Origin of the sequence: Nitrobacter vulgaris, assembly GCF_031453995.1 — a bacterium.
Classification (GTDB): Bacteria; Pseudomonadota; Alphaproteobacteria; order Rhizobiales; family Xanthobacteraceae; genus Nitrobacter; species Nitrobacter vulgaris.
This window is the reverse complement of sequence record NZ_JAVDPZ010000058.1, coordinates 1-12221: the sequence shown is the minus strand read 5'-3', so window position 1 is coordinate 12221 and position 12221 is coordinate 1. Positions and strand designations below refer to the sequence as shown.

The following is a 12221-nucleotide window of genomic DNA, read 5'->3' as shown; positions in this document are numbered from 1 at the left end:
GTCATGGGCAAACTCTGGTCTGGAACATGAGAACGTTTTACGTTCGGAACACCGACGATAACCAACGGCTCCGTATATACCTGTTTCTCTTTGCCCAATACGACGGCGAGGCCGAGGACGGTTGGTCGCGTTATCGGTACGAACCGGAACACGAGAGGGCATTCGAGGAGTACACAAGGCGCCAGCAGGTGCGCTGGGGTTGATGCTCAGGCTTACGCGGCGATATCGATTCAAAACCATTTTTTACGGTTTGCGCCTGGTCTATTTGCATGACTGGATTCGTTCTCTCAGAACGAAATAAAATTAAACCAGGACCGAGCTCGTCGTCGTGATCATATAGCGATCTTCAGGATGAAGGAACGGCGGCCCGTGAGTTGATTTTCATTAAGATCGCATCAACAGGTCATGATGCTCGATAGTCCGCTCACATGTCTCGTCTTATCTGGAGGTCTTGGTCTCGGCGCGTACCACGGCGGAGCCTTCGAGCGATTGCACAGGCAAGCGATATCGCTAGACTGGATCATGGGCTCGTCCGCCGGATGCCAACAGCGTCGCCCTGATCGCGGGCAGTCGACCCAAACTGCGACTGTCGAACTTGCCTAGCTTTTGGCAGGCTGACGCGACTTCCCGCGCTGATAAGACCGATTCGTCCCGCCACGGTTTCGCTTGGATGAATTCGATCAGCACACACCTATTTGGTAGAGCAGTTTTTTTCTATCCGCATCTTGCCCTGCCTACATCACGCTTCTACGGCTTGTACGATCTGGCGCCCGCGCGGGAGCGCCTGGGTGAGTTAATCGACTTTGGCAGGCTTAACGACGGTCCCCTCCGTATCACGATTGTCGCTCCGGACCTTCAGACTGGCGATCCGGTACTCTTCAACTCCCAGGTGGAAACGATCCGGATGGAGCACCTCCTTGCGAGTGCAGGCTTCTTGCTGAATTCGGTCCTGTACCCATCGACGACAAGTGGCTGGGAGACGGCGGTCTTTCGCTCAATGCGTCCTTTGATCCCATTCTCGAAGTAACAAGACCAGTCCATCTCTACATCATCGATCTTTTCGCGCGAGACGGACCCGTGCCTGATGGGCTGGAAGCGGCGGCAGAACGAAAAAATGATCTACTGTTTGGAAATCAGACTTATCAACGTCTGCGATTATGCTGTGGAAGCTCGCCGGCTGCGGGCACAACTCGAGGGTAAAGTTGTCCAGGACTCGATCTACCTCATTAGCTATCGACCAGGTCTCGGAGAGGCCGGACCGGATAAATCCTTCGACCTTTCGAGAACGGCAATGACGCAGCGCTGGCGGGCAGGCTTCCTGGACACGGAAAACGATCAATGGGCTCTACAAGGCTGAGGTCAGACGTGGAACTTGGCGGAGTTTCGAAGCCGTCGAGCTCGCGACGCTGAGCTGGGTCGACTAGTTCAACAATCGCCGGCTGCTGGAGTCAATCGGCAACATCCCGCCGGCCGAAGCTGAGGAACGTTACTACGCTACGCTCAATGAGCAGAAACTGGCGGCGTGACTCAAACGAAATAGCCTCCGGCAAACCCGGGGCATTCAATCAACGATGATAAACCAACTCTTCAACTTAGAAAGAAATGGGCAGAAGAGCTCCACGGCATTTTGGGTTTCGATGAACACTCCTGAAGATCTGCGCATGATTGGAACTCAATATCGACGTTTCACGTTGTTCCCCTTTGGGGACATCAAATGAACGAGACCGCGTCGGACGAGCGAAAGGCACTCTCTGTTCTCGCAGCCGGTCTTCGAAAAACCCAAGTACAAGAAGGTAAGCCGTTTCCTTTAGGGGCGACCTGGGATGGTCTTGGCGTCAATTTTGCGATCTTTTCGGCGAATGCCACAAAGGTCGAACTCTGCCTTTTTGATGACGACGGCGAGACCGAGCTCGAGAGGATCGAGCTTCCCGAGTACACCGACGAGGTATGGCACGGCTACCTACCAACTGCTCGGCCCGGAACAGTCTATGGATATCGCGTTCACGGCCCATTTGAGCCGTTGGCCGGGCACCGCTTTAATCCCAACAAGCTTCTGCTTGATCCCTATGCGAAGCAATTGGTCGGCGAACTGCGTTGGGGACCTGAGCTCTTCGGCTATGAACTCGGCCATGCGGACAAAGACTTATCCTTTGACAACCGTGATAGTGCCAAGCTCATGCAGAAATGCCGGGTTGTGGATCCAGCGTTCACTTGGGGACGGCTGGCAAAGCCTGATAATCCCTGGGAGCAGACAGTTATCTATGAAATGCACGTCAAGGGCTTCACCAAGCGCCACCCCATGGTGCCGGAGCAGGATCGTGGCACGTTCCTAGGATTGGCCCATCCAAGGATACCGGAGTATCTACGTTCTATCGGGATCACGGCTGCAGAATTGCTTCCCGTTCACGCCTTCGTGGACGATAGCTATCTCATCGAAAAAGGACTTCGCAATTATTGGGGCTATAATTCGCTAGGCTTTTTTGCCGCCGATCCACGTTATCAGCGCTCCGGCGGGGTGGGCGAATTCAAAGAAATGATCAACCAGTTTCACGCGAGCGGGCTCGAGGTGATCCTGGACGTCGTTTATAACCATACGGCTGAAGGCAACGAGCTAGGCCCAACCCTCTCGTTCAAAGGAATCGACAACTCCAGCTATTATCGACTCATGCCCGATCAGAGGCGCTACTACATAAATGACACCGGGACCGGAAACACAGTCAACCTGTCTCACCAGCGCGTGTTGCAAATGGTCGCCGATTCATTGCGGTACTGGGCAACAGAAATGCGGGTCGATGGCTTCCGATTCGACCTTGCGACAATTCTTGCGCGTGAGCCCTATGGCTTCGACGAAGGTGGAGGCTTTCTTGACACCTGTCGCCAGGACCCGGTTCTTTCGAGCGTCAAACTGATAGCCGAACCATGGGATATCGGACCAGGAGGCTATCAGGTCGGCCAATTCCCGCCTGGCTGGGCAGAATGGAACGATAAGTTTCGCGACACAGTACGCAGCTATTGGAAGGGCGACACCGGAATGCTTCCCGAAATGGCAAAACGCATTTCTGGATCTGGCGATCTGTTCAACAAGCGTGGACGCAAGCCTTGGTCGACGGTCAACTTTATCACCGCTCACGATGGGTTTAATCTGAATGACCTTGTGTCTTACGACCACAAACACAACGAAGCGAACGGCGAAGACAATCGTGATGGCCACTCCAATAACCATTCCTGGAACCATGGGGTCGAAGGGCCGACTGACGATCAGAACATCGTTCGATTGAGAGAGCGCCAAAAACGCAACCTTCTGGCAACCACGATTCTGTCACTTGGCACGCCAATGCTGCTCGCTGGTGATGAGTTTGGCCATACACAAAGTGGAAATAACAACGCTTACGCCCAGGATAACGAGACGAGTTGGCTCGACTGGACATCACAATCATCCCCGGGGCGTGAGCTCCGCGAGTTCACGCGAAAGCTCATTGCCATCCGGCGCGCTTTTCCGATTCTCAACCGCACGCGCTTCCCCCTCGGAACCTACAATGAGGAATTGGACGTTAAGGACGTCACATGGCTTTCACCTGATGGTCGCGAGATGACAGCAGAGCAATGGCAGGACGATAATGCTCGATGCTTCGGTATGCTACTTGACGGTCGTGCCCAGCGGACAGGAATCAAACGCCGCGGTTCGGATACAACCATTCTTCTCGCCTATAATTCGTATCATGACGTGGTGAACTTGACCTTGCCAGATGTCAGTGATGGGACACAGTGGCTTTGTATCATCGATACCAACCAACCGGACCAGCAACCCGCGGCGTACCCAACCGGCCATGTCTTTGAATTAACGGGGCGATCATTTGTCGGTTTTGCACTGTCGACGCGGGGTCACTCGGTCGGTCAATTGCGGCAAATGATGGGATCAATCTCTGCCGTGAACCTGCCCGATGACTGAGACTCTCGTCGGAAAGTCGGCCTGATCTTCGTCACCGCAAACGCGGCTGAATCGACGTCAGGCTGACTGTCCGGCGAGCAGGGCCAAAGCGAACTGATGCTCTTCACAGGTGGTGAATGCTATCACGCGGGCCACAATGCAGGCGTCCGTGTTCCGGAGAGATCTCACCGCGATCTCTCCGGTGTTTCAAACTCAGATTAGTAGCGTCGACGACCGCCGTAAAACGCGCGGCCTCCGTAATAGCCGCGGCCACCATAATAACCGCGACCACCCCAGCCTCCGCGATAGCCCCAGCCTCGATATCCGCCATAGTAACCGCGGCCCCACCCGCCATAATACGCCGGAGCATAGCCGCCATAATACGCTGGAGCATAGCCACCCCAGCCGCCATAGTAGGCCGGTCTATAGCCATATCCATAGTACGGGCCTCCGCCATAATACCCGTACGGTCCATAGAAGGAGCTCGCAGCTGCGCCCGCTGCGAGCGCGCCGACGGCAAGGCCGACTCCAAGACCAGGTCCAAATCGCTGAGCCTGAGCAGGTGCCGATACGACGAGGGCGCTGCCGACCGTGGCTACGGTCGCAATTATCATCAGCTTCTTCTTCATGCCGCTATCCTCTCTCCAAAACATCAAATCCGGTGCATAACGCGTTCTATTTTACGTTGGTTGCAATGCGCTCGGCTTGGGCACTTCCTTCTCAGATTTATGGTTTATTCTCTCCTGCGACGTGCTTTCCCGGCCCGTCGGGAATGGCAAGCAGTGCAATCTGAGTGAGGCGAGGTAGCGCAAACAAAAGCCGCCAGTGCCTAATGGGCGCTGACGGCTTCCTTGGCATTTCGCGGCGGTTACGGCGCGACCTGGATCAGTGACGCGATCCCGGAAAAGCGGGGTCAGAGTGATCCAAGTCCATGCCGGAGGGCACGGTCCTATCGCGAACCACGATCGGCTGACAACTCAAGCCGAGTACCTCGCTTGTCCGGTCCAGTCGATGCGTGACGCCGGGCGTGCACGGCTTTTCCGGGCCCAGCGAGGCCACGCCGCACTGCTTGATTGATTTATCGCACGTGATCGTGGTGCCGCCGCTCGTGTTGCATTGGACATTATCCACGTTCTCGACAAATGAGCCTGGCGGCCGGCTGGATTCGCATCCCTTCTTGAATTCGTCTTTGCTGTCGGCGTGCGCAGGCTGCGCGAGGGGACCCGCAAGAATCGCCAGTGCTCCGGCTATCAGCATTATCGAGCTACGCATCTTAGTCTCCTTGAGGGAATAACGTCGGAAAAGTGAGGTTCGAAATAAGCACGTCGTCAACGCCCTCCCACAACCTAGAAGTGAGACAAAAGTTTCATCCATTCGCCGGTCTACAGCGGGGCAACTGCAATCTCGATGCGCGGCTCTGATTACGCAAGAGGCGATCGTCATCTAGCTTCTGGTTATCGTCTTCACAAGCCGAAGCACTGATGGCAATGAGCTTGCAATTCTCTTAACCCCGTTTGGAACCTCACCAGCCGGGAAACGTTTACGGCCGCCCCTTTGTGCCCAGGAGGCGGGAACATGAAGAAATATCAAGCTTATCTAATCGGCGATGATGGCCGCATTGCCGGTTTTGACAAAATGACCTGTCGCAACGATGCTGAAGCGCTCCGGAAGGCTAGCATTTCGCCGGCGATAGCAAGCTCGAGGTTTGGACTGGCCCGCGGCTTGTGACGGCGGTTCCTAGCGGTGGCCGGCACGAGTGCGATGCTGCTCCCTAAGGCATTGAGCCGATTCCGACTGGAATTCGTCCGATCCGACCCGCTGCAGCGGTCTACGATTAACACGCCCGGACTTTTACACTGGGCTCAGGATTCATTGATCAGAGCCGGCTGCAGCGATGCAGATGGCAGACATGAAGGTATGTGAGCATCGATCGTAGCGGGTGTGGATGCGGCGCCAGTCCTTGAGCCTGCCGAACGCATTTTCGATCTTGTGTCGTTGGCGATAGAGCATGCGGTCATGTTCGATCGGCTTTGCGCGGCTGGCCTTCGATGGGATGCAGGCCGTGATGCCGCGGGCCGCGAGCGCCTGGCGGAACCAGTTGGCGTCGTAGCCCTTGTCGCCAAGCAACTGCTTCCCGGGCGGCAGCGCATCGATCATCAAGGCCGCCCCCTTATAATCGCTCATCTGGCCTTCGCTGAGCAGCATGATGACAGGGCGTCCCTGACCGTCGCAGACCGGCGTGCAGCTTGGAGTTCAAGCCGCCCTTCGTGCTCCCGATACATCGGGAAACAGGTCCTTTTTTAAAAGGCTGGCGGCGGTGCGATGCGCCTTCAGATGCGTCGCATCGATCATCAGGAGAGAGGGCTTGTCACCTTATGCGTGCCAGCTCGGCAGATATTGTTGAACACGCCGAGCCGGCTCCAACGCACGAACCGGTTATAGATCGCCTTATGCGGACCATATCCGGGCGGCGCATCGCGCCAGCGCACACCGTTTCTGATGACGAAGACGATGCCGCTGATCACCCGTCGATCGTCAACCCTTGCAATCCCGTGCGACAGCGGAAAATACGGCTCAATCCGGCGCATCTGCGCCTCCGACAGCAACAACAAATCGGCCATGGCGATGTCCCAAACATCACCATTGAATCAACCCGCCAGTCCTCTCGCAACAGATTTAATGGGTTCTGAGCCTAGCATTCACGCGACTGCAGAGCCGATTTTATTAACGCTAGAGTAAGAAACCTCTTTCGAGTCCCCGGAATGGTGGAACTTGGCGCTGCACAGTCCGTTGGAGTTGATCATCCAAGTAAAGGACAGAAACACCGATGAGGATCAAAAACGTATTTCCAATAGTAGCCGCTGCAGTGGTGCTGGCACTAGTTGCCATACCGCATCAAGTGCATGCTCAGGGCGTCTTCGGCGGAATGGAGCGTGGCGCCAACCAAGGCGCATACGAGGGTAGTCGTGCAGCGGGACCGGTAGGCGGCATAGTTGGCGGTGCGGTCGGTGCTGGTGTGGGTGGTGCTGCAGGTGCAGTCGGTGGATTGTTCGGCGCACCATACCAGGGACAGTATTTTAATCAGGGATACTATCAGGGACAATACTACCCGAACCAAGGACACTACTATAATCAGGGATATTACTACCCAAGTCGAGGCCACTACTACGGACACCACCGTCATGGCCATCGATGCCACGGTTATTGGAAGAAAGGGAAGTACCACTGCTATCGTCACCGACATTAGCTCACGCCCCTCACGCCACAGCGCGCAGCAAACTTGCCGGCAACGCTGACGCGTCGGAACAATGCCAGGACTGCGGCTTCACGGATCTGGCGGGCGAGCCTCGCGGATTTCTTTAGTGCGTGAGGCCGATTGCGGCCGCTGGAGGTGTAACTCCCTCTGGAAGTTACACCTCCGAAATCACCGTGCCTCCCAACTTCTCCGCGCTCCTACGCAGCATCGGCTTCCGCATTGCGGCCACCGAAGTGACGGGAATGGAGCTTGGGTCCTGACGCCGCCTCCTCCGGTGAGGGTACTGTCTGTCGGCGCCGCGCCTAAAAAATAATCGCCAGTGCCTAGAAAAATGATTCGCGCTTTGCCGATTTCAGGCGCACATTAGCGCGCTACTCCTTCGCATATGACGAAACCGCTTTGTCGCGCTCAGCCTTCCTCGCAGGGAAAGGAACAGCCGTCATGAGCCTGCATATCCGCGTCAAGCACGATAAGACCTTCCAGGAGCGCCTCGACGAAGAGGCGCAGCGCCTCCTAGAAGAGGCGGAGAAATCCCCTTCCGAAGCGTACCGCGACCTCCTCATGCGCCGCGTCAGCCAGATCGAAGCGTCTTCGCGCGTGCAGAAATGGCTCGCGTCGGCCGAGCTCCGGCGGCCGACATGACGGACCCTTCCGAGATCCTGATCATGCTCCGCTTGCCGGACGGTCCCAAATGGATGTCCGACCATAACGTCGGACGGAGCAGGCCAGGTATGACCTCGACAGGCAGGCGTGGCTGAGGCTCGCCGCGGACTGGAACGCGCTCGCCGAAGGCGCGCTGCGGAGGCGTCCCGATTGGTAAGCCAGCAACCGCATTTTCGGAACTGACCCGCCGCATCGCCGATTATACCAATGGGCCGTGGTCGACCGCGGCCCCGCACGGCCCCGCACGGCCCCGCACCCTCAGCATACAAAGCCCCCGCGGGACCGTGCGCCCTCAAGCGGTGTGAAAGCGATCCAACGCAAGAGCAGATCGAGCGTTGCGCATATGAGCTATGGCAGCGAGCAGCGAGGGTGCTGGCAGCGGAGCATGGCAGCCCATTCGTATTCATGGCGCGTATCGTCTTCTGCAAGGCCGTGCACGGCGACACTTCGCTGCCGATTGGCAACCCCGAAGGCAGGAGTGCTGGTTACCGATAAATAGGCGGCTGAGCGGCGCCCAAACCCCTAACCACATGAGCTGCGAGCGAGGAACAAACCCAAAGCCAACCGCGTTTGGCTCTCCGTTGAACAACGGAGGAACGCATCAATGAAGAAAGTTATTTTGAGCGCGGTCATAGCATTCGCGGCCACATCCGCATTGGCTCAGGCCGTAGTTCACGAAGAATACTACGTAGTCCGCGACCCGGCGACGAAGAAGTGTAGGATCGTGGACCAGAAGCCGACGACCACGACTACCATTGTCGACAACGGAATTTTTAAAACTAGGGCCGAAGCAGAAACCGGCATCAAAACCTTGAAGGTCTGCACGGACATGCACTGAGATTGGTCCTGTAGAACATATTGTCCCCGCCGGAGCGAACCGGCGGGGCTTTCTGTGTCCTGTCCTCTCCCAGATCGATCAATACCAACCGGCTCGCGAAGTCGCGGCAAGCCTTTCGGTCGATCCGGATAAATGAAACTCTTCGCCGCGAAGCCACCAACCTTCGAAGCGGTCCAAAACTGAATAGCGTCTAGCTGAACGGCGAATTCGGCTTAGGTCGTAAACTCATAAGCGCGAAGCCACGACCGTATTGAGGCGAGCTGGACCATGGCGAGGAAGTTGGCGGCGAGCTTGTCGTAGCGGGTGGCGACGCGACGGAAGAGCTTCTTCAGGTTGGAGAAGAACGGTTCGATAAGATTGCGCTCGCGGTAGAGCCGTTTGCTGAAGCAGGGCTTCCAATGCCGTGCTCTTCGGCGGGATGTTGGGCGTGGCGCCTTGTTCTTGGATCAGCTCACGGATGCGGTCGGCGTCGCAAGCTTTGTCTGCCAGCACGATGGTGCGCGGGCCGAGATGGTCGAGCAGCGTGTCAGCGAGCTGCCCATCAATGCGTCTGCCCCGCAGTCAGGCCGAGCCGGATTGGGAGGCCCTGCGCATCGACGACGACGTGGATCTTCGTCTGAGGCCGCCTCGGGAGCGACCGAGGCAGTGATCTGTACCCTCCTTTTTGCCGTCGCGGCCTGTTGGTGCGCGCGAACGGAGGTACTGTCGATCATCTGGATGTCGCCATCATGTGCGGCGGTGATGGCGTCCATCAGCCGGTCCCACACGCTGACCTTTCGCCATCGCACGTAGCGGTTGTAGGATTTCGCTCGCGTGGGGCACGCCCGTCGCCGGGAACTCGGCGGGCCGGTGGATGGATTGGAGGAAAGGAAAGTTATCCAGCATCACATAATTTTGCGAGCCAGCTGAACGTTCCCTATTACGTACGGGACAAGTGATCAGCGATTCCCGCGTTTCGGATAATGTGGGGCTTCGTGGATGTCCTTCCGAGAAAGACCGATATCAGCGAGCGGTCGGAGCCGCACGCGAATGTTCTCGACCGGAACATTCGCCTCCCGGGCAGACAATCTCACCGCGCTCATGAGTACCCAAACAGGCGCGCCGGAAATGCATCAACGGCGGGCCTGATCGGGCGGGATCATGTGGATTGTGGGCTCACCCGTTCCGGTTGAGAGAAGCCGGCGGGGCCTAAAGAAATGCCCACCTTGTCGCGGTCTACCATCGGTTTTGACCGCCTCCTGAACCTCGCGGAAACCGCTCAGCGTGCCGCAGAGGATACTTACCCACCCTACAACATTGAACGGTTAAGCGAGGATCGATACCAGATCTCGTTGGCGGTTGCCGGCTTCTCGCCTGAAGAGATTTCCATCACCGCAGAGCAGAACGTTGTCACCATCGAAGGCACCAAGACCGAACAAACAAAGCGAGAGTACCTGTATCGCGGCATCTCCACTCGCCATTTCAAACGGCAATTCAGCTTGGCTGATTACGTTCAGGTAAAGGGCGCGACCTTCGGACGCGACCGCGCGAAACCTGACCGGCGCGATCAACGCCCTGATCGAGAAAGCCGGGCTTCGGATCGTGGCCCAAAAGCGCATCCGCATGACCCGTGAGCAGGCCGAGATGTTTTACGCCGTGCACAAGACGCGTCCCTTCTTCGAAGAACTCGTTGACTTCATGATTTCTGGGCCGGTGGTCGTGCAGGTGCTCGAGGGCGAGAACGCGATCCTCAAGCATCGTGAGATCATCGGCGCAGCCGACCCGTCCAAGGCGGCCGACGGCACCATTCGCAAGCTCTATGCGAAGTCGGTCTGCGAAAATTTCCGTGCATGGATCAGACACGACTGAGACCGCTGTAGTCGAAATCGCCCAGTTTTTTTCGAGCAACGAGATCGTCGGCTAGTGGAGGCGATTAGAAAAATTCTGCTTTCAAAATCTTGACCGCCGCCACAGCCATTCCTAATTTTTTCGTCGTCCGAAACGAAAGGAGAGAGGAGGACAACATGAACAATTCCGGCCGTGCATTTGACGACAACGTTTACGACCTCAACGTTTACGACCTCAACGCAATCCTTCATCCTGGGGCGGTCTACGACCACCCCCGCGACGTCCTGGCGGACGAAGAACTAACGCTAGCCGAGAAGAGATCGATCTTGGCATCTTGGGCCTCGGACGCCGCCGCTATCACGTCGTACCCCTCGCTAAGGGCACTTCCGGGACAGCTCCAACCAGTGTCGATCGACGACATTCTGGAAGCTTTGTCCGAACTCGACAATGGTCCGCGACCACCCGGCGGGAAGCCGGCTCGGCGCCGATCGACCTCCCGAATTTCAGAAGCTGCATGAAGGAGAACGCCATGGTTGGGAGCCTGCCAAAAGCATTGAACTTCAAAGTCTACGCCGGCTGAAAGAAGCTTTGGTTGTGTCGGAGGCCAGACGTGGCAAGCCCCGTATGATCGCTGCCAAAGACTGGCTAGCTGAACTAGACACTAAGATCGCCGCCATCGAGCGCGGCCTCGGCCTTGAGAGTCGGCCTGGCGATTAGATCGCGTTATAGACCCGGTGGACGGGTCCACCGTTCGCCGCAACGAGGGCGTTTCTGGATCGATGGCAGTCCGCCACCAATCGGCTAGCGCCGAGCGGCCGAAAATCAGGCGCAGAGAGCAGCAAAAAGGCCCGCCGGAGTAACCACAGCGGGCTAGTTCGGGTTCGGGGATCACACGGGCGAGAGTGATCGACCCTCGGCTGCAGCGCTTCTTCCGTGGTCGTTAGGATCATTTCTAAATCGCGCCGCATGACGGCAGGGTCTGCGCTCTCTAGAGCAACGCAGGCCAGCGCCTGGATATCAGCCAAGGCTTTCGCAGGGTCTAGGGTCTGCTGGTTGTCATTCATCAAATTCTCTATGTCGGCGACGTTTGGGACGGCGACGTCGAGCGACGCCGATGTAAATGGCCGCGAAGACGACCGTTCCGAAATACAGAAATGGCAGATGAACCACCAACGTCAGCATCGATCATAGCCATCGTTCGAATGAGGTTTTTAACGCTTCGGTGCCCAGCATCTTGCGGCTGATGCTCTCCGTTCGAGTCCGCTTTGGCGGGGGTTTTCATTTGAAGGGCGCCGCGACGTCCGGCAAGCAGGCCAGCAGTCCGACCAAAGTAATAAATCCGACGGCGATGAAGAGCATAGAGAGCTTCTGAGGACCGCTAATGCGCTCCAACTCAGGATTAGTCTGACCTGTCCGGTGTCAGCGCTGATGGGACCAAAGCGGCTTGACTGAGAGCGGAGGATTTCTGGTTCATCGTAGCCTTTCAAAGGAGCGAAGATGAGAAAGAAATCCGGGACAGGAAAGGCGCCAGCGGAGCAAGCTCATCAAGGACATCCGCCGTGCGACCCGCAGGCAGTATTCGGCCGAAGAGAAGGATCGCGCGCAATTCGGCAGCTTAGAGCCTGTTTGAAAATTGGGCTAGGCGGGGATTCCGGTATCGCAGCGAATATGATTCACACTTGGGATGTGGACACGCAAGCAGCGAAGCC

At 57.0% G+C, this 12221-nt stretch carries 9 protein-coding genes and 4 pseudogenes; 9 read left to right on the top strand and 4 right to left on the bottom strand.

Annotated elements, in window-relative coordinates; translation table 11 throughout:
* From GGQ85_RS19770 to glgX, 4 genes and pseudogenes are all read left to right on the top strand, one after another.
* On the top strand, positions 1–203 hold a 203-nt coding region (locus GGQ85_RS19770; RefSeq protein ID WP_309775948.1), incomplete at its 5' end, for a hypothetical protein.
* An 881-nt stretch (positions 204–1084) separates the two neighbouring features.
* Positions 1085–1357 carry a hypothetical protein gene (locus GGQ85_RS19765; RefSeq protein ID WP_309775947.1) on the top strand — a complete coding sequence of 91 codons (273 nt, stop codon included), beginning with the start codon at positions 1085–1087 and terminating at the stop codon, positions 1355–1357.
* Positions 1329–1526, top strand: a pseudogene (locus GGQ85_RS19760) (IS3 family transposase); the annotation flags it as partial. The gene GGQ85_RS19765 and the pseudogene GGQ85_RS19760, both read left to right, overlap by 29 nt.
* A gap of 188 nt (positions 1527–1714) precedes the next feature.
* The gene (gene glgX / locus GGQ85_RS19755; RefSeq protein WP_309775946.1) at positions 1715–3949 is read left to right on the top strand and encodes a glycogen debranching protein GlgX; all 2235 of its coding nucleotides are present in this window, start codon (positions 1715–1717) and stop codon (positions 3947–3949) included.
* Between the two features lie 197 nt (positions 3950–4146).
* Here the strand turns inward: glgX and GGQ85_RS19750 are convergent, their stop codons facing one another.
* From GGQ85_RS19750 to GGQ85_RS19740, 3 genes and pseudogenes are all read right to left on the bottom strand, one after another.
* Positions 4147–4557, bottom strand: coding sequence for a hypothetical protein (locus GGQ85_RS19750; RefSeq protein ID WP_079448317.1), 411 nt, complete (start codon positions 4555–4557; stop codon positions 4147–4149).
* A 256-nt stretch (positions 4558–4813) separates the two neighbouring features.
* On the bottom strand, positions 4814–5200 hold the full coding sequence (locus GGQ85_RS19745) for a hypothetical protein (protein WP_131522895.1): 387 nt from the start codon (positions 5198–5200) through the stop codon (positions 4814–4816).
* A 597-nt stretch (positions 5201–5797) separates the two neighbouring features.
* Positions 5798–6549, bottom strand: a pseudogene (locus GGQ85_RS19740) (IS5 family transposase).
* Between the two features lie 1076 nt (positions 6550–7625).
* Here GGQ85_RS19740 and GGQ85_RS19735 point away from each other — a divergent pair.
* Together GGQ85_RS19735 and GGQ85_RS19730 are read left to right on the top strand one after the other, a co-directional pair.
* A complete protein-coding gene (locus GGQ85_RS19735) occupies positions 7626–7826 on the top strand; it encodes a hypothetical protein (protein WP_079448316.1) in 201 nt (66 codons plus the stop codon).
* Positions 7827–8451: 625 nt separating this feature from the next.
* Entirely contained in the window at positions 8452–8685 is a 234-nt protein-coding gene (locus GGQ85_RS19730; RefSeq protein WP_309775945.1) for a hypothetical protein, read from the top strand.
* Positions 8686–8897: 212 nt separating this feature from the next.
* On the opposite strand, the pseudogene GGQ85_RS21000 reads toward GGQ85_RS19730, so the two are convergent.
* Positions 8898–9101 (bottom strand): annotated as a pseudogene (locus tag GGQ85_RS21000) (transposase); the annotation flags it as partial.
* 789 nt (positions 9102–9890) lie between these two features.
* Between GGQ85_RS21000 and GGQ85_RS19720 the strand changes: the two are divergent.
* From GGQ85_RS19720 to GGQ85_RS19710, 3 genes and pseudogenes are all read left to right on the top strand, one after another.
* Complete coding sequence (locus GGQ85_RS19720) at positions 9891–10298, top strand: Hsp20 family protein (protein WP_309775944.1); 408 nt, start codon at positions 9891–9893, stop codon at positions 10296–10298.
* Positions 10219–10588: pseudogene (gene ndk / locus GGQ85_RS19715) on the top strand (nucleoside-diphosphate kinase). The gene GGQ85_RS19720 and the pseudogene ndk overlap by 80 nt, the downstream one beginning before the upstream one ends.
* 100 nt (positions 10589–10688) lie before the next feature.
* Positions 10689–11030, top strand: a complete 342-nt coding sequence (locus GGQ85_RS19710) for a hypothetical protein (RefSeq protein WP_309775943.1) — start codon at positions 10689–10691, stop codon at positions 11028–11030.
* The last annotated feature ends 1191 nt before the right edge of the window (positions 11031–12221 follow it).

Excerpts from the sequence above, each read along its gene's own strand:
- GGQ85_RS19765 (WP_309775947.1), top strand. The coding sequence starts at position 1,085 with ATGGGCTGGAAGCGGCGGCAGAACGAAAAAATGATCTACTGTTTGGAA.
- glgX (WP_309775946.1), top strand. The coding sequence starts at position 1,715 with ATGAACGAGACCGCGTCGGACGAGCGAAAGGCACTCTCTGTTCTCGCA.
- GGQ85_RS19750 (WP_079448317.1), bottom strand. The coding sequence starts at position 4,557 with ATGAAGAAGAAGCTGATGATAATTGCGACCGTAGCCACGGTCGGCAGC.
- GGQ85_RS19745 (WP_131522895.1), bottom strand. The coding sequence starts at position 5,200 with ATGCGTAGCTCGATAATGCTGATAGCCGGAGCACTGGCGATTCTTGCG.
- GGQ85_RS19735 (WP_079448316.1), top strand. The coding sequence starts at position 7,626 with ATGAGCCTGCATATCCGCGTCAAGCACGATAAGACCTTCCAGGAGCGC.
- GGQ85_RS19730 (WP_309775945.1), top strand. The coding sequence starts at position 8,452 with ATGAAGAAAGTTATTTTGAGCGCGGTCATAGCATTCGCGGCCACATCC.
- GGQ85_RS19710 (WP_309775943.1), top strand. The coding sequence starts at position 10,689 with ATGAACAATTCCGGCCGTGCATTTGACGACAACGTTTACGACCTCAAC.